This is a genomic window from Nocardioides sp. (genome assembly GCF_004803405.1).
Lineage (GTDB): Bacteria > Actinomycetota > Actinomycetes > Propionibacteriales > Nocardioidaceae > Nocardioides > Nocardioides vastitatis.
The window spans coordinates 16992-33528 of sequence record NZ_SSXI01000333.1; the positions used below are offsets into that span (position 1 = coordinate 16992).

A 16537-nucleotide genomic window follows, 5' to 3' on the forward strand; every position below is an offset into this window, starting at 1 on the left:
GACACGACGGAAGGGATGACGTGATGGGTGCGGACATGGGACTGGAGGAGCTGGGCGTGAGCGGCCTGGGCGAGGTCGACGAGCCGGCGTTCGTGAGGCTCGCGGAGCCTCACCGGCGAGAGCTGCACGTGCACTGCTACCGGATGCTCGGGTCCTTCGAGGATGCCGAGGACACCGTGCAGGAGACGTTCCTCCGTGCCTGGCGGCGGCGGGAGACCTTCGAGGGCCGGTCGACGTTCCGGGCCTGGCTGTACCGGATCGCCACCAACGCCTGTCTCGACCTGCTCGCCAGGCGGCGGCCGGAGCCCGCCACTCGCGGCGAGGTGCTGTGGTTGCAGCCCTACCCGGATCGGCTGCTCGACGAGGTGCCCGCGGCCGACGGGGACGAGCCGGAGGCCGTCGCCGTCGCGCGGGAGACGATCGAGCTGGCGTACCTGGTGGCGGTCCAGCACCTCGCACCGCGCCCGCGGGCCGTGCTGATCCTGCGGGACGTGCTCGGCTGGCCGGCGAAGGAGGTCGCCGACCTCCTCGGCGACTCCGTCAACTCGGTGAACAGCGCGCTGCAGCGTGCCCGAGCCGGCATGCGAGAGCACCTTCCCGCCGAGCGCCAGGACTGGACCGGCGGCGAGGAGGACGCAGGAACGCGCGAGCTGGTGCGGCGCTTCACCGCGGCCAGCGAGGTCACCGACATCGACGCGATCGCGACGATGCTGCGGGACGACGTCCGCTGCTCGATGCCGCCCACGCCGGGCCTGTACGTCGGCCGCGCAGCGGTGCTGAACAGCTGGATCGAGGGCGGGTTCGAGGGCATGAAGGGCCTGCGCGGCGTTCCGACCGCCGTGAACCGGCAGCCCGCCGTCGCCTTCTACCTCTGGCGAGCGCAGGAGGATGCATACCTGCCGCTGACGATCGACGTCCTGCGTGTCACCGGCGGGGCCATCACCGAGATCGTGACGTTCCACGACGACCAGTTCCCGCGGCTCGGACTGCCCGAGCGGCTGCCGGCGGACGGCACCGCACAGATTCCGGCTGGTGGAGGGTCGACATGGACGGCCTGAACCACGCCGAGGCCGTCGCGCGAAACCTCCGCACCCGGACCGATTGATGTCCCATTCCGCACACGAAGGGCCGGAACCTCATCTGGTTCCGGCCCTCCGTGCTGCTCAGCGGATCAGTTGTGATCGGACATCCCATGGCGGTCCAACGGCCATCGGGACATTCCGGGGTCCAAGGGTCGGGGAGATGGAGCTGACACGGCGACGAGGGTAGGCAACCAGTCGCCGGCAAGCCCGGCAACACGGCGGGATGGGACGCACAGGACAGAAGTAGCGCCGCCCATGCCGGTCTCTCCCGGCGTTCGCAGCCGCCATGCCTCGTGCCGTACGCCTCGTGCCCACGCGGGAGGCCGCCCGTGAGCCCTGAGCCCAGCGCCCGGTACCTGGTTCGAGCGATCCTGTGCCTCAGGTACCAGGTTGAGACTGACTGGTTACCCCTCCGCGTCGAGGTCGCGGCGGGAGGATGCCGCTGGGTCGGTACCCGCCCGTCCCCTGCCTCTCCGTCGCGCAACAGCAAGCCTTCCACTCCGGGGATGAGCACCGCCCACAGGACGCGCACGACCTCCCGATTCTCGCCACCCTCGCCGCGGAGCGGTCGGGCACTTAACTCCCCGAGCGAGCGTGGACGACTCCCGACTCCTCAACTCCCGGCCCTCGGTTGTCGACGAGAAATTGCTGGCTGGGCTGGCCTAGGAGCCGACCGTAGGTGTGAGCCTCAAGGCGTTAGCAGCCCTGTCGGCGAGCACCTGGGCATCGCTTCCCGAGTCAAGGATCGTATTCCCAGACGATTCGGAATCGACCAGGACGGTCGTGACGGAGAGTCCGGCCGAAGCCTCGGTCGTCAAAAGAGCATCCACCTGAGCCGAGAAGCAGGAGTCACTGGACTTGGGGTTTGCGTCCAGCGCGACCACGTGGTTGTTGGAGACAAAATTGCCAGCCCCAGCTATGAGCCGAATGACGACAGGCGTCGCACCGGGCGGCCGGATGCTCTGTGAGTCAATGATCTGGGAGAAGTGGTTGCCGATGACAGAGTTGTTGCTGCCGTTGACACAGAGAAGTCCGTTGAGGTCATCCAGCCCGTTGTCGATTCCTAGGAACGGTGTCCAAGGCTCGCGGTCACGCAAGAAGTGATTGGTGGCCACGAGGTTCTCCGAACTGCCCGCTCCGAGAATCAGCATCCCGGGGTAGAACGAATGCAAACGGTTGTTCGTGACGCTGGAACGCGTGACGCCGTCGAGACGGACGCTGCTCGCGCCTCGGGGAAAGACGTTGTTCGCCGTGATCAGGAGGCCGCCATAGTTCTCGGCATAGATCGAGTGGCCTCGGAACCCTGCCCCGATAAAGTTGTCGGTGATCTTTGACGCCTGTCCCCACCCGCGGAGCTCGATGCAGCTTCCACATTCAGCGACGAAATTGTCATGTACGGAAAGGGCGTCCGCGTTGTAGACGGTGAGGCCGTTCTCCAGGTAGACGAAGCCCATGCCTGTGACGCGGAGTGAGTCATTGGAGCTCGCGACATAGATACCGGTCTTGCCGTTGACGTAGGTGTTCTCAGGATGCATCCCGGAGCCATCCGGGTTGAAATGCAATCCGTCGATGCAGAAGTTGGAGAATTCGACTGAACTGATGCGCGGGTGCCCGCTTCGCTCGACGTAGAAGGCAGCTCCCTTCGACTCATCCTCGTCGACCTTGAGGGGTATGTCGACCAGGATGCGGCTCCCTCCGGGCCACAGCTCATGCAAGTCGGGCCACTCGTCTTCGGAGACGTTGAAGCGAATGCTCGACGACGTGAAGCCGTGTCCCGATCCCTGGATCTTGAGGAAACTGATGTCGATCACTACCTGCGTGCGGAGGCGGTAATCCCCGGGGGGAATGTAGATAACAGCGCCTGGCTTTCCCCCGTCGTTCGCATCGGTAACGGTCTGCCGCCCCTTGATGTCAGCGATCATGCTGTTGATTACTTCGCCCACGTCGTCCGCCGGGTTGCCCACCGGCCACGTGGTGACGTCGTAGTAGTTGCTGCTTGACATATCTTCCTCTTGGGTTGGGGTTTCGCCACAAGCACCGCCGCGAGAGGGAGGATCTCCGAACTGGGCCAGTTCAGTGGTAGTCCTCGTCACGGATTCAGCAGCGCCAGCTTGGTGCTCAGTTCGTGGCGATATGGCGGATCTGCTCCCGGTCGGGACACCGTGACGCCCGCCGCGAGTGCGGCGTACTCTGCGACACGCCGCCACTGCGGTAGTGCGAGTTCGCGGAGACGCTCATGGTTGTCGGCGCCGAGGAGCCCCGATGACCACAAGCCGTCGATCATGGCGGCGGAGAACGTGTCGCCGGCCCCGATCGTGTCCACGACTTCCACGCGTGCACCTTGAACGTCGACGCGTCCTCGGGGAGTGAAGACGCTCGCACCGGTCCCGCCGCTGGTTACCAGCACCGCGGCCGCGCCGAGTTCCAGCCACGTGGCCGCAGTGGCGTCTACAGGCTGGGCGGGATGCAGCCAGGCGAGGTCTTCGTCCGAGGCCTTGACCACGTCGCTGGCCGCCACCAAACGAGTCACCTTGTCCACTGCCTCGTTCCGGTCGCCGAAGAGCGCCGGGCGCGCGTTGACGTCATAGGTCACCGTGGCCGACCTCCCCACAGCGTCGACGGTCCGCCGAACGGACTCGGCACCCGGCGACATCACGGCGCCGATCGACCCGATGTGGACAACCGTGTACAGGTCCGGCTCGATCTGGATGTCAGGGTCCCAGCTCACGTCGAATCGGTAGGTCGCTGACCCGTCCGGCCCGATGGCCGCGTCGGCAGAAGACGTGCGCACGCCGGTGCGTCGTGAGCCGGAGAGCACCTCTACACCGCTTTCGACCAGGTGAGCATCGAGGAGGTCGCCCAGGTGGTCGTCTCCGTACGAGGTCACGAGGGCGGCTCTGCGCCCGAGCCGAGCGAGCGCGACCGCGACGTTTGCACAGCTCCCGCCTGGAAGGTAGAACCGCTCGTTCCCGGTCCGAACGATGTCGATCAGCGCTTCACCGATCACCAGCGCTGAGGGCACCGACGTCACGGGCGCAGCCTCTCACCACTCGCGTCCTTCTGTACGCCGGCCATTCGTAGCGAGAACGCCATGTGGTCCGCGACCCTCATGTGGGGGTACAGCGCGTAGTTCTGGAAGAGCATGGCGATGTCGCGGTCCTCGGGCGCCCGCCGGGTCACGTCCTCGGCCCCGATCAGGATCCGACCGTTCGTAGCTTCCTCGGGGCCGGCGAGCATCCGCAGCGACGTGGACTTGCCGCAGCCGGCCGGACCGACCGGGACCATGAACTCGCCGTCCTCGATCTCCAGTCCGAGATCCTTCACCGCTGCGGTCGTCGAGCCGGGATATGTCAGCTCGACCTGATCGAAGGCGATTGATGCCATTGCCCGTTCATCCCTTCACCGGTGCTGTTCGCCGGTCATCTCGTTGTGGTGGGTCAAGCTCGACCTACGGGGTCGGGCGGATCGCGACGTCCTCCGTGTAGGAGGTGATCTCGTCCACGGCGCCGCTGTCCAGCACCTTGGATCGCGACGTGGAGCCGTCGAGCACGACATGCTGGGCGGGGACGTTCTTGACCACGTGGTTGAGTGCGATGACGTTGCGGTCGCCGCCGGCCACCAGGATCATCGTGGGCTCGGCGCCGGACGGGTTGATCCGGTCAGGTGGTACGTCGTAGGCAATGAGGTTGTCGGAGATCAGGTTGTTGTCGCCGCGAACGTGGATGACCCCGTACAGGTCGTCGAGACCGTTCGAGACGCCGAGGAACGGTGGAAAGCCCTCGATGCCCCGCCGGAGGTGGTTCGCGGTGACCAGGTTCTCCTTGCAGTTGTCGACCAGCCGCAGCATGCCCGGGTAGAAGCCCTGCATCCGGTTGGCCGTGACCGACGAACGGGCGCAGCCGCTGAGCTCGATGAGGCTGCGGCCACGAGGGAACAGGTTGTTGCCCGTCACCAGCAGGCCTTCGTGGTTCTGCGCCAGGATCGTGGGGCCCTTGGGCCCGGCGCCCATCAGGTTGTCGCTGACGATCGTGGCCTGGCCGGCTCCGATGAGCTCTACGCAGCTGCCGCATTCGGCGATCATGTTGTCGTGCACGCGCAGTGCGTCCGCGCCGCGCACGACCAGCGCCCGTTCGAGGTAGACGAAGCCCATGCCGGTGATGTGCAGGGAGTCGTTGTCGGTGGAGACCTCGATGCCGGTGCGACCGTTGCGGTAGCTGTTCTGGTCGGGCTCGAACGAGACGCCGTCGAGGCAGAAGTCTCGGAATACGATTCCGGACAGCCGGGGCGCTGCGTCCCGGCGGACCGCGAAGGCGGCCGTCGAGGCCGGGGTCAGCACCCGGATGTGGCTTCCGCCGGGATTCAGCTCGACCCAGCCGGTCGTGTCGACGTTGTAGCGGATGCTCAGCGAGTTGAATCCGTGCCCGTAGCCGGCGATGGTCAGGAAGCTGATGTCGACCACGACCGGAGTGCGCAGGTCGTAGTCACCGGGCGGGATGACGATGGCCGCGCCCGGCTTGGCGTCACGGTCGGGTTGCCGCCGCTTGATGTCGGCGATGATGTCGTTGATGATCGCGCCGATGTCCTGCTTGGCGGTGAGCCCGGGACGGTTGCCGACCCGCCACGTGGTCACGTCGTAGACGGTGTTCTGGTCGGCATCGCCGTCGCGAGCGGCGGCGGGCGATCCGCCCAAGGCCGCGGCCCCAAGGCCAGCAGCGCCGGCGACGCCGGCACCCAGGAGGCGGCGGCGCCCCCATGCGGACGACCTGGTCGTCTCGAGCTGTGTTTCCATTCCGTTCCTCCTGGGGTGGTGTCGCGAAGAGTGTTCTGTTGCCGCACTGGGTAGTTGCCACCAGTCCTCGGGCTCGGTGGCATCGACGGGTTCGCGCCGGATCGCTGTGCGTCCAGGTCGGTCCCGTTCAGGAGTCAGTCGGGTAGCGGGTCGCGCCCACGGTCGCCTCGTGCTCCTCGGGGACCCACTCAGCGGGTGGATCGACGAGTCGAAGTGCGGTCCCGTCTGCGTTCCAGGCGACCGGGACGGGGTCGGCGATCTCGCCCACGAAGGAGCCGCCCTCGTCGAGGTGGTGGAACGCCAGCATCACCCAGCGCCCCGTCGGGTCCTTGATGAGCCGCCCGCTGTAGGCAGCTTCGGTGGTGAGTCGGCGAGCCTTGGTGATGTCGAACGGCCCGGTGGTCGCACCATCGATCGGGACTGACCAGACGCCGCCGACCTGGCCCGCGGTGCGTCGGTCCTGGGACATCTCGGTGTGCAGGCAGGAGAACAACAGCACCCGCCGTCCGTCGACCTCCTCGACCTGGAGCACCTCCAGCTGACCGAACCCGGCGTCGGGCTGACTCAACGGGGACTGCAGCTCCCAGTTCTCGAGGTCCGGGGACGTGGCGTGCCCGACGATGCCGCGGTCGTACTGCGGACCGGTGCGGGCTCGTGCGGTGATCAGCATGTGCCACGGGCCGTCGGGCGCGTCGCGGAAGACCCACGGGTCGCGGAAGGCTTCGTCCTGCCAGTTGTCGTCCGAGAGCTTCTCGTACCAGCGGGCGTCGCTCTCGAGAATCAGGTCGGGGTGCTTGTACCAGGTCATCAGGTCCGTCGAGGTGGCGGCCCGGATCCGCTGGACCTGCCCCCGACCTTCCCGATCCACGCCGGTGTAGAACATCCACCACAGGCCGGATTCGTCCCGGACCACGGAGCCGGTCCAGGTCGCTAGGTCGTCCGGTGCCGGCGAGTCCGAGGGCACCAGCGCGTCGGCCACCTCGGTCCAGCATCGCAAATCGTCACTGACCGCGTGCCCGATCGTCGCCCGCCAGTGCCGCAGGTCGGGGTCGTGCAGGGCGCGCGACGCCTTGAGGAAGAACAGGTGATAGGTCCCCTGGTCCTGCGCCAGCCAGAAGTCCCACGTCCAGGAGGACGGAAGTCGCAACACAGCAGTGCCTTTCGTTGTGAATAGGTCAGTCAGGAGGGCGCAGCGACCGAGGACCGGCGTACCAGCGGACAGGGAAGGGCAACGGGGAAGCTCACGCCGTCCTCGACAACCGCCCGACCCTCGAGCAGAGCGATCAGTGCATCCACCGCCCATGCGCCCATCTCGTAGTGGGGCAGGGCCACCGTCGTCAGCCCCGGATAGAGTCCCTCGGCCAGGAGGAGCTGGTTGTCGAAGCCCACGACGGACAGGTCCTGGGGGATGCGGAGCCCCAGCTCGGCAGCGGCGCGGTAGGCGCCCATCGCCATCCGGTCGTTGTAGCAGAAGAGCGCGGTGGGGCGATCCGCGCGGTCGAGCATCTGGCGCGCGGTGCGGTATCCGCCGGCCGTGACCGACTCGTCAGCAAGGACCAGTCCGGGATCGAAGTCGATCCCCGCGCGGGCCAGTGAGTTGCGGTAGCCCTCGAGACGTCCGTGAGTGGCGGGTACGTCGTCCTCGTTGTTGAGGAACCCGATCCGGCGGTGACCGTGGGCGAGCAGCTCCTCGACCGCGGCCTCGGCTCCGCCGATTTCGTCGGGCACCACCGACGGCAAGTCGGCGCGGTCCGAGGCAGCGTCCAGGAGCACCGTCGGGACCCGTTCCAGGGCCGGCGGCAGGTCGACCCGCCGGTGGAACATGGTCGCGTAGAGGAACCCGTCCACCTGGTGCTTCAGGAGCGCGTTGGCCGACTGCTGCTCCACTGCCGGATCGCCGTCGGTGCTGACCAGGACCAGGGTGCAGCCGTGCTTCAGGGCCGTGTCCTGGGCGCCGACGACGATGCTGCCGGCGAACGGCGTGGTCGCGATCGTGTCGCTGATCAGCCCGAGCATTCCGGATCGCCCGGTGCGCATCCCGCGGGCCAGCCGGTTGGGGACGTAGCCGAGCTCGGCCGCGGCTCGGTGAATCCGTTGCCGGGTCTCGACGCTGATCCGGGCTCCGGGCACGTCGTTGAGCACCTGCGAGACGGTCGCGGCGGACACACTGGCCAGGCGGGCGACGTCCTTGATGCCCGGGGGCTTCCCTGGCGGCACCTGCTCGAGCTTCTTCCCCGATCGCGTCATGTCACTGGTCCCAGAGTCCGTGCTCGGGCCACCGGCGCGGCAACCGCTGGTCGACCGCCCCCGGTCCGGTCCCACCGGAATCCGCGGCGCGGCGCGCCGGTCTGGGCGTGGGCGAGTCCGCCGAGCGGGCTGTTTGGGGTCCAGAAGTCCACGAAGGGCCTGCCTTTCAGTGTGTGTTCTGTGTGTGGTCTTGACATGCGAAGGGGTCAGCCCTTGACGGCACCCAGCGTCATGCCAGCCACGATGTAGCGCTGGAGGACGAGCGTCAGCAGGATCACCGGGACCGAGTACATCGTGGCGAGCGCGGTCATCGCCCCCCATTCCAGACCGAACTGCGTCTGGAAGTTCGCAATCACCAGCGGTGTCGTCTGCGCTCGGATGGCAGTGAGCAGCAGGGCGAAGAGGAACTCATTCCACGAGGCCAGGAAGGCGAAGATGGCGGTGACCGCAACCCCACCCCGGACCACGGGGAGGATGATGTGCCACAGCGCCGCGAGCCGGCCCGCGCCGTCAACGCGCGCGGCTTCGTCCAGCTCGTTGGGCACCGACTCAAAGAAGCTCGACATCAGCCAGATCGAGAGTGGCAATGAGATGGTCGTGTGTGCGATAGCGACACCGGTGGGGGTGTCGGTCAGCCCGAGCGCCCGCATCATGCCCACCATCGGGACTCCGATGGCGACCGGAGGGATCATCCGCGTGACGAGCGCCGCCATCACGAACACGCGGCCGCTGATGGTGCGGAATCGGCTCACGCCGTAGGCCGCGGGCACCGCAAGGACGAGGGAGAGCACGGTGCTGATCACGGCGGCACTGATGCTGTTGATGAAGGAGTCGACGACCCCTTCCCGGGCCAACGCCTGCTGGTAGTTGGCCAGCGTCCACTCGTCCGGCAGTGCCTTGGGCGGGACGGCGAGTGCGTCCAGCGGGGTCTTGAAGGAGGTGAGCAGCAGATAGAGGAACGGGAACGCGTAGAGGACCACCATGGAGCCGAGGAGGAACCACAGCAGCAATCGCGTTGGTGTCCTGCGAACCTCGAGCGTGCTCATGCTTCCCTCCCACCGGGTCGCCAGATCAGTCCGACCGCGACGACGGCGATCGCCAGCATCGCGATGAGATAGAGGGTGCCCATGGCGCTGGCGGTGCCGGGCTCGCCGAAGCGGATCATGGTCTGGTAGATCAGCAGGCTGAGCGTCTCCGTGGAGTTCTGCGGTCCGCCGCCCGTCTGGATGAGGATGATGTCGAACGCCTTCGCGGCGTCGACGCCGCGCACCACCAGAGCCACGGCGATCACTGGCCGCAGCAACGGCAGGATGATGCGAAAGAGGATCGACACCGGACCGGCGCCGTCGATCCGGGCGGCCTCGATGATGTCACCCGGAATGTTCTGCAGGCCAGCAAACAGGACGAGTGCCATGAACGACGTGGTCAGCCAGATGTCGGGCAACGCGACCGAGAACAGCGCAATCGACGAGTCACTGAGCCAGCCGATGTCGTTGCGGTCGTCCAGGATGCCGAGGCGGAAGAGCATCTCATTGACGATCCCGAAGTTGTCGATGAGGAGGAAGCGCCACAGCAGACCGGCGACGATCGGCGCGATCATCAGGGGGTACAGGAACGCGGTCCGCAGGAGGCGGGACCGGTTGCCGAGGCTGTTGAAGAGGAGTGCGGCGGCCAGGCCGAGCGCGAACTCGAGGGTGACAACCAGCACGGTGTAGCCGATGGTTCGGACGGCGGCTGCCCGGAACGACGACGAGCTGAGCACCTCGACGTAGTTGTCGAGGCCGACGAAGGTTCTCGGGCCGCCAGCAATGGGAGAGAAATCGAAGAAGCTGTCGAGGACCAGCTTGATCAGCGGCCAAGCTACGAACGCAAGCATGAACAGCGCGGCCGGCGTCATCAGAAGCAGCGCGAAGCGGCGGTCGCTGATGCGGAGGCCCTTGCCGGCCCGTTTGCCGTGGTCCTTCCGGGCCGTGCGGGGCAGGGTGGAGATTCGCCCTGGTGCGGTGACGCTCATGTCTCTCCTCCCGGGAGTGGAACGAGTAGTGGGGGCCGGCCGGCGCCCACCTTGTGAGGCGAGCGCCGACCGGGAGGGTCAGCCGAGGATCTCTTCGATCTTGGCCTTCGCCTCGTCGAGCAGGGCCTGGTTGTCGGCGCCTGGTTCGACGGCCTTCTGGATCATCGGGATGAGCGCTGTGTCGACGATCTGCTGCCACTTCGCGTTCGCCGGCCGCGGCATGGTGGCGGGGCCATCGAGGGTGGCGATCAGTGCGTCGAAGTGCTCGTAGCCCGGCTTGCCGGCGTACTTCTCGAAGGCGGACTTCCGGGCCGCCAGCCCCAGAGCGGACTCGATGCTCAGGTCGTTGTGGTCGTACGCGAACTGGATGAACTCCTCGGCGAGGTCCTTGTTGTCGCCCGCCTTGGGGATCGAGAGGTACCAGTTGCCCGGGACGCCGCCGATACCCGCAGGACCGGCGATCATGGGTGCGGCGCCCACTTTGCCCTTCACCTTGGCGTCGTCGGGGATCTGGGGGTAGGCGTGCGCCCAGAACTTCGTCATCGCCAGCTGGCCCTGGTTGAACAGGTTCTGAGCGGCCGCCCAGTCAACCTGGGACGCACCCTCGGGCGCGTCAGTCACGGCCTTGGTATAGAAGTCCAGCGCCGCAAGGTGCTCGGCATTGTCGATGATGACATTGGCGTCGTCGTCCAGGACCATGCCCGGCGAGCCTGCCTGGGCCACGTGCGCCAGCCACTCGGTCTCGACCGCACCCTTGACGTCGGTGCCATACAGGTCAGTCGAGCCGTCACCGTCTGTGTCCTGAGTGAAGAACGCGGCCATGTCCTGGAACTGCTGCCAGTCGGTCGGAGGCGCGAGCGGGTAGCCGTACTCCTTCTTGAAGGCGGCCTGCTGCTTGGGGTCCTCGAACAGGTCCGTGCGATAGAAGAGGATCTCCGCGTTGGTCCATACAGGCATCCCGACAAAGGTGTCGTCGACCTGTGCCTCTTCGACCAGCGCAGGGAAGAGGTCAGCCTGGACTTCGTCGGTGAACATGTCGTCCAGCGGCTCGACCCCGTCCGCGAAACCCTGCAGCCAGATGGCATCGAGGGCTGCGACGTCGAACGACACCGAACCCGATGAGAACTCGCTCGAGAGGCGGTCATACAGCCCGTCATAGGGCAGCTCCACCAGCGAGACCTTGGTGCCGGTCTCCTCGGTGAACGCCTTGGCCACCGGCTCGAGCTCGGCCTTGCCGCCGCCCTCCACCAGGACCGTGACCGTGTTGCCCCCGTCACCGGAGGCGTCATCCCCGCCCGCGCCGCAGGCAGCAAGCCCGGTCGCCATCACAAGCACTGTTGCCGCGGCACCGACGCTGAGGCCGAGCCTCGATCGAAGTGCTGCGCCCGGAAGTTCCTGTCCCATCGCATTGCCCTATCTGTGTGCCCGAGGAGTTGCCTAAACGTTTAGGCTAAACGTTTAGGCAGCGTAGGTGTGACCGGGGTCACTCGTCAAGCCTCGCGCCGAATTCCTCTAACCCGCGCTCGCCAGGAGTCCTCGCACCGTGGCCCTCCAGCTTCAGAACTCGTAGCACGGGGCGCTCGCTGGCCCTGCGGCACTCGCGAACTTCGCTGGCTGCCAGATCGGCGCCCTCCGCAGAGCCGATGAAGCAGGTCCGATCGCGTTCCTCCTCGAGCACCGATACCCCTCGCCCTGGCCGGCGGGGGGTTCCGCTTTTCTCGGGCTACGCCCGCATTCGGAAGCGATCGCGCTGTCGAAGAGGCCCGAAACAGGACCGGCTCGGCCTCCCCGCGAGGGGGAGGCCGAGCCGGAGGTGGTGGCCGATGGTCACCAACTACGTCGATCCTCGGTCGTGGAATGTCCGGATGACCGATCCCGGGACGTTGCTGTCCGAGACAGTGACATCGGTGGCTGCTTCAGCATGGGCATTCCCTGACCGCTGACATCAGCTGCAGCCGCTCGTGCTCCCGCAGCCCTCGCACACGTAGCAGGACCCGGCAGGCCGCATCTTCGTGCCGCAGGTCATGCACAGCGGGCTGTCCACCGCGGTGCCGGTGATCTGCTCGAGGAGCTCGGCGGTGGTCTTGGCGACCCGAGCCTCGGCCGCGGGGGCCTCGTCGTCGTCCTCGACCAACAGCTCGGTCGGAGCCGCGACCGGCTTCTGCGGCGCCTCGTGCTTCTCGAGCAGCTCGGAGGCGTTGCCGGTCTCCTCGACGGGCTCGTAGGAGCCGGTCTCGAGGTGGCGCTGGCGCTCCTCGGCCGAGTAGATGCCGAGAGCGGCACGGTCCTCGAAGGGGAGGTAGTCCAGGGCCAGGCGACGGAAGACGTAGTCCATGATCGACTGCGACATCCGGACGTCCGGGTCGTCGGTGAGGCCGGCCGGCTCGAAGCGCAGGTTGGTGAACTTCGAGACGTAGGTCTCCAGCGGGACGCCGTACTGCAGGCCGATGCTGACCGCGATCGAGAAGGCGTCCATCACGCCGGCCAGCGTCGAGCCCTGCTTGCCGAGCTTGAGGAAGATCTCGCCGAGGGAGCCGTCGTCGTGCGCACCCGAGGTCATGTAGCCCTCGGCGCCGGCCACCGTGAACGAGGTGGTGCGGGCCTGCCGCGACTTCGGAAGCCGCTTGCGGGTGGGGGCGTAGACGACCTTCTCGACGACCTTCTCGATCACCTTGGTCTCGTCCTTGGCCTTGGCGTCACCCAGGGGCTGGCCGACCTTCGAGGCGTCACGGTAGATCGCGGTCGCCTTGAGGCCGAGCTTCCACGACTGCATGTAGATGTCCTCGACCTCCTCGACGGTCGCCGAGGACGGCAGGTTGACGGTCTTGGAGATCGCGCCGGAGAGGAACGGCTGGACGGCGGCCATCATCATCACGTGGCCCATCGGGCCGAGGGCGCGGGCGCCGACGGCGCAGTCGAAGACCTCGTAGTGCTCCGGCTTGAGGCTCGGCGCGTCGATCACGTGACCGTGCTCGGCGATGTAGGCGACGATCGCCTCGACCTGCTCCGGCTGGTAGCCCAGCTTGCGCAGCGCCCGCGGCACGGTGAGGTTGACGATCTGCATGGAGCCGCCGCCGACGAGCTTCTTGAACTTCACCAGCGAGAAGTCCGGCTCGATGCCGGTGGTGTCGCAGTCCATCATGAAGCCGATGGTCCCGGTCGGCGCGAGCAGCGAGGCCTGCGCGTTGCGGAAGCCGTTGACCTTGCCCAGCTCGACGACCTGCGCCCACTCCTTGACCGCGGCCTTGTGGACCTCGGAGTCGGTGACGTGCAGCGGGCGGAGCTCGTCGTTGGCCGCCTGGTGCTTGCGCATCACGCGGTTGTGGGCCTCGGCGTTGCGGGCGTACCCGTTGTAGGGGCCGACCACGGCCGCCATCTCCGCCGAGCGGCGGTACGACGCCCCGGTCATCAGGCTGGTGATCGCAGCCGCCATCGCACGACCGCCGTCGGAGTCGTAGCCCAGGCCCATCGCCATCAGCAGCGCGCCGAGGTTGGCGTACCCGATGCCGAGCTGGCGGTAGTCACGCGTGGTCTGACCGATCGCCTCGGTCGGGAAGTCCGCGAAGCAGATCGAGATGTCCATCGCGGTGAAGACCAGCTCGGTCGCCTTGGTGAAGAGCTCGACGTCGAAGGTGTCGTCGTCGCGCAGGAACTTCATCAGGTTGAGCGAGGCCAGGTTGCACGAGGAGTTGTCGAGCGACATGTACTCCGAGCAGGGGTTGGACGCGGTGATCCGGCCGGTCTCGGGGTTGGTGTGCCAGTCGTTGATGGTGTCGTCGTACTGAAGACCCGGGTCGGCGCAGGCCCACGCGGCCTCGCTGATCTTGCGGAACAGGCTCCGGGCGTCGACGGTCTCGATGACCGAGCCGTCCATCCGGCCGCGGAGAGCGAACTCCTTGCCCTGCTCGACGGCGCGCATGAACTCGTCGGTCACGCGGACCGAGTTGTTGGCGTTCTGGTACTGCACGGACGTGATGTCCTTGCCGCCGAGGTCCATGTCGAAGCCGGCGTCGCGCAGCGCGCGGATCTTGTCCTCCTCGCGCGCCTTGGTCTCGACGAACTCCTCGATGTCGGGGTGGTCGACGTCGAGCACGACCATCTTCGCCGCGCGCCGCGTGGCGCCGCCGGACTTGATGGTGCCGGCCGAGGCGTCGGCGCCGCGCATGAACGAGACCGGCCCGGAGGCGGTGCCGCCGGAGGAGAGCAGCTCCTTGGAGGAGCGGATGCGGGAGAGGTTGAGGCCGGCACCGGAGCCGCCCTTGAAGATGAAGCCCTCTTCCCGGTACCAGTTGAGGATCGACTCCATGGAGTCGTCGACGGAGAGGATGAAGCAGGCCGACACCTGCTGCGGGGACTGCGTGCCGACGTTGAACCAGACCGGGGAGTTGAACGAGAAGTACTGGTGCACGAGCAGCCAGGTCAGCTCGTGCTCGAAGGTCTCCGCGTCGGCCGGGGTCGCGAAGTAGCCGTGCTCCACGCCCGCCTTGGTGTAGGTCTTCACCACGCGGTCGACGAGCTGCTTGAGGCTCCGCTCGCGCTCCGAGGTGCCGACGGCGCCGCGGAAGTACTTGGTGGTGACGATGGTCGAGGCGTTCAGCGACCAGAAGTCGGGGAACTCCACACCGGTCTGCTCGAAGACGGTCGCACCCGTCTTCCAGTTGGTCTGGACGACGTCGCGTCGCTCCCACGTGATCTCGTCGTAGGGGTGCACGCCCTCGGTGCTGAAGACCCGCTCGATCTTCAGTCCCTTGCCGGTTGCGGCAGCCTTGCTGGCTGCTGCGGGGTTGGCCGTCTCCGTCATGGCTCTCCTGGTCTTCCTGGTCGTCGGCTTCATCTTCAGTCTTGCTCGCGGCGCCGACACTGGACGGCACCAAGGGGGTTGATAGCCCGGCAGGCGGCTTCCCCACCACCTGCCGGGCGGTCTGTGGTCAGCCCGTGGGGGCCGGTTGTCTGTCGCTCTCGCTCTGGAGCTGACGCTCCGCACGCAGGAGCGAGATCTCGTTCTCGAAGTCGGCGGCCGACTCGAACCCGCGATAGACGCTCGCGAACCGGAGGTAGGCCACCTCGTCGAGGCGCCGCAGCGGTGCCAGGATGGCCAGGCCCACCTCGTGGGCGGCGATCTCCGGGCTGCCGGCGAGGCGCAGCTGGTCCTCCACCTCCTGACCGAGCCGAGCCAGGTCGTCCTCATCGACCGGCCGGCCCTTGCACGCCTTCCGCACACCCGAGACGGCCTTCTCGCGGTTGAAGGGCTCCGTCGCACCGGACCGCTTGAGCACGGTCAGCTGCATCAGCTCGACCGTGGTGAACCGCTTCTCGCACTCCTGACAGACGCGCCGGCGACGGATCGAGCAGCCGTCGTCCGCGACCCGCGAGTCGAGGACCTTGGTGTCGTCGTGCTTGCAGTACGGACAGTGCATGGGGTCCTCCTCCCGAGTGGAACCAGTGGACAAGTGGCTTCTGCCTGTGCAGAACCGTCGAGAATCTGTGCAGTTCCACGGCCGGTTCTGTGAACTAGATGTGGAGAACTACATCCTTGTAACTACTAGATGTAGTGGTAACCGTACGCCCCGACCACGAGGCGTGCAAGCGGAACGTCGAGGTAGCGGCCAGAAGATCCCCGGCATCCCGCGTTTGCGCAGGTCACCGCCCGGGAACCAGTCGCCGCGCGCGATTCGAGCACCGGCGTGTCGGCCCGCGCCCGGCCCTGTGGGCGGGTTGCCCGACATCCCTAGACACCCATCGGACACAATGACCGCCGTGGGCGCAGGAAAGCGGGCAGGGAACAAGCAGAGGGCACGTTTCCGCGTGGACCTGCTGCTCCTCGCCGTCGGGATCACCTTCGCCATCGTGGCGTGGGGTTACCTGGTGTTCGCGGCGATCGACTTCGGCGCGACGGCCCGACACGAGGGGGACGGCGCGGCCTGGCTGTTCCTGGCGCTCGCCTCGCTGGGCGCGATGCTCTGCCTGTTCCTCGGCTTCATGCTCGCCGTGCGGTTCGCGAGGACGGTCGGGCTCTCGGCGCCCGTCGAGCCGAAGCCGAAGCGGAACCCGGACGCACCCAAGGGCGGAAAGCGCGCGGCGCGCTGAGAGAACGTGCGAGGGGCGGGACCGTTCGGGTCCCGCCCCTCGTCTTCCCCTTGGGCCCGGGGTCGAGTGGGCCCGGCGTCCGCCGGGGTCGAGGCGGCGGACGAGTCGGTCGGCCGCTCAGTCGGCGGCGGGGATCCTCAGCTCCTGGCCGGCGTAGACCAGGCTCGAGTCCAGGGTGTTGAGCTGCTGGATGCGGTCCATCATGTCGCGCACGTCGTCCCCCCCGGTGGCGGCGGCCGCGTCGCTGGCGATGCCCCACAGGGTGTCGCCAGGTGCGACGGTGACGACCTCGATCTGCGTCGCGCCGCCCTGCTCGTG

At 67.2% G+C, this 16537-nt stretch carries 15 protein-coding genes; 3 read left to right on the plus strand and 12 right to left on the minus strand.

Translation table 11 applies throughout. The features are described 5' to 3' along the window. Nucleotides 1–23: 23 nt before the first annotated feature. A complete protein-coding gene (locus E7Z54_RS22655; protein WP_136436992.1) occupies nt 24–1058 on the plus strand; it encodes an RNA polymerase subunit sigma-70 in 1035 nt (344 codons plus the stop codon). Between the two features lie 460 nt (nt 1059–1518). Next, nucleotides 1519–1662 (plus strand): nucleotidyltransferase domain-containing protein, encoded by a 144-nt coding sequence (locus E7Z54_RS24440; RefSeq protein WP_378526979.1) that lies wholly within the window; start codon nt 1519–1521, stop codon nt 1660–1662. Nucleotides 1663–1744: 82 nt separating this feature from the next. On the opposite strand, the gene E7Z54_RS22660 is transcribed toward E7Z54_RS24440, so the two are convergent. The 11 genes from E7Z54_RS22660 to nrdR all read right to left on the minus strand — a co-directional run bounded on the left by E7Z54_RS22660 (nt 1745) and on the right by nrdR (nt 15549). Further along, entirely contained in the window at nt 1745–3085 is a 1341-nt protein-coding gene (locus tag E7Z54_RS22660; protein ID WP_136436993.1) for a NosD domain-containing protein, read from the minus strand. An 86-nt stretch (nt 3086–3171) separates the two neighbouring features. Then, on the minus strand, nt 3172–4113 hold the full coding sequence (locus tag E7Z54_RS22665) for a carbohydrate kinase family protein (RefSeq protein WP_136436994.1): 942 nt from the start codon (nt 4111–4113) through the stop codon (nt 3172–3174). Then, nucleotides 4110–4466: an ATP-binding cassette domain-containing protein gene (locus tag E7Z54_RS22670; RefSeq protein WP_136436995.1), complete on the minus strand. Its 357-nt coding sequence runs from the start codon at nt 4464–4466 to the stop codon at nt 4110–4112. The genes E7Z54_RS22665 and E7Z54_RS22670 overlap by 4 nt, the downstream gene beginning before the upstream one ends. 64 nt (nt 4467–4530) lie before the next feature. After that, a complete protein-coding gene (locus E7Z54_RS22675) occupies nt 4531–5871 on the minus strand; it encodes a fructotransferase (protein ID WP_136436996.1) in 1341 nt (446 codons plus the stop codon). Between the two features lie 127 nt (nt 5872–5998). After that, nucleotides 5999–7021 (minus strand): glycosyl hydrolase family 32, encoded by a 1023-nt coding sequence (locus E7Z54_RS22680; protein WP_136436997.1) that lies wholly within the window; start codon nt 7019–7021, stop codon nt 5999–6001. A gap of 29 nt (nt 7022–7050) precedes the next feature. Next, nucleotides 7051–8118, minus strand: a complete 1068-nt coding sequence (locus E7Z54_RS22685; RefSeq protein ID WP_136436998.1) for a LacI family DNA-binding transcriptional regulator — start codon at nt 8116–8118, stop codon at nt 7051–7053. Nucleotides 8119–8324: 206 nt separating this feature from the next. After that, complete coding sequence (locus E7Z54_RS22690; RefSeq protein WP_136436999.1) at nt 8325–9164, minus strand: carbohydrate ABC transporter permease; 840 nt, start codon at nt 9162–9164, stop codon at nt 8325–8327. Beyond that, nucleotides 9161–10132, minus strand: a complete 972-nt coding sequence (locus tag E7Z54_RS22695) for a carbohydrate ABC transporter permease (protein WP_136437000.1) — start codon at nt 10130–10132, stop codon at nt 9161–9163. The genes E7Z54_RS22690 and E7Z54_RS22695 overlap by 4 nt, the downstream gene beginning before the upstream one ends. Before the next feature lie 78 nt (nt 10133–10210). Beyond that, a complete protein-coding gene (locus E7Z54_RS22700; RefSeq protein ID WP_206056478.1) occupies nt 10211–11458 on the minus strand; it encodes an extracellular solute-binding protein in 1248 nt (415 codons plus the stop codon). A gap of 619 nt (nt 11459–12077) precedes the next feature. Then, the gene (locus E7Z54_RS22705) at nt 12078–14933 is read right to left on the minus strand and encodes a vitamin B12-dependent ribonucleotide reductase (RefSeq protein WP_136437002.1); all 2856 of its coding nucleotides are present in this window, start codon (nt 14931–14933) and stop codon (nt 12078–12080) included. 127 nt (nt 14934–15060) lie between these two features. After that, nucleotides 15061–15549, minus strand: coding sequence for a transcriptional regulator NrdR (nrdR, locus tag E7Z54_RS22710; RefSeq protein WP_136437003.1), 489 nt, complete (start codon nt 15547–15549; stop codon nt 15061–15063). Nucleotides 15550–15889: 340 nt separating this feature from the next. Here nrdR and E7Z54_RS22715 point away from each other — a divergent pair, with 340 nt between their 5' ends. Beyond that, the gene (locus E7Z54_RS22715; RefSeq protein ID WP_136437004.1) at nt 15890–16219 is read left to right on the plus strand and encodes a hypothetical protein; all 330 of its coding nucleotides are present in this window, start codon (nt 15890–15892) and stop codon (nt 16217–16219) included. 117 nt (nt 16220–16336) lie between these two features. On the opposite strand, the gene E7Z54_RS22720 is transcribed toward E7Z54_RS22715, so the two are convergent. Continuing rightward, a partial coding sequence (locus E7Z54_RS22720; RefSeq protein WP_136437005.1) for a LysM peptidoglycan-binding domain-containing protein occupies nt 16337–16537 on the minus strand: 201 nt, incomplete at its 5' end.

What these genes read in the sequence shown, in the direction of transcription:
- E7Z54_RS22655 (WP_136436992.1), top strand. Translation starts at nt 24, where the DNA reads ATGGGTGCGGACATGGGACTGGAGGAGCTGGGCGTGAGCGGCCTGGGC.
- E7Z54_RS24440 (WP_378526979.1), top strand. Translation starts at nt 1,519, where the DNA reads ATGCCGCTGGGTCGGTACCCGCCCGTCCCCTGCCTCTCCGTCGCGCAA.
- E7Z54_RS22660 (WP_136436993.1), bottom strand. Translation starts at nt 3,085, where the DNA reads ATGTCAAGCAGCAACTACTACGACGTCACCACGTGGCCGGTGGGCAAC.
- E7Z54_RS22670 (WP_136436995.1), bottom strand. Translation starts at nt 4,466, where the DNA reads ATGGCATCAATCGCCTTCGATCAGGTCGAGCTGACATATCCCGGCTCG.
- E7Z54_RS22675 (WP_136436996.1), bottom strand. Translation starts at nt 5,871, where the DNA reads ATGGAAACACAGCTCGAGACGACCAGGTCGTCCGCATGGGGGCGCCGC.
- E7Z54_RS22685 (WP_136436998.1), bottom strand. Translation starts at nt 8,118, where the DNA reads ATGACGCGATCGGGGAAGAAGCTCGAGCAGGTGCCGCCAGGGAAGCCC.
- E7Z54_RS22690 (WP_136436999.1), bottom strand. Translation starts at nt 9,164, where the DNA reads ATGAGCACGCTCGAGGTTCGCAGGACACCAACGCGATTGCTGCTGTGG.
- E7Z54_RS22695 (WP_136437000.1), bottom strand. Translation starts at nt 10,132, where the DNA reads ATGAGCGTCACCGCACCAGGGCGAATCTCCACCCTGCCCCGCACGGCC.
- E7Z54_RS22700 (WP_206056478.1), bottom strand. Translation starts at nt 11,458, where the DNA reads ATGGCGACCGGGCTTGCTGCCTGCGGCGCGGGCGGGGATGACGCCTCC.
- E7Z54_RS22705 (WP_136437002.1), bottom strand. Translation starts at nt 14,933, where the DNA reads ATGACGGAGACGGCCAACCCCGCAGCAGCCAGCAAGGCTGCCGCAACC.
- nrdR (WP_136437003.1), bottom strand. Translation starts at nt 15,549, where the DNA reads ATGCACTGTCCGTACTGCAAGCACGACGACACCAAGGTCCTCGACTCG.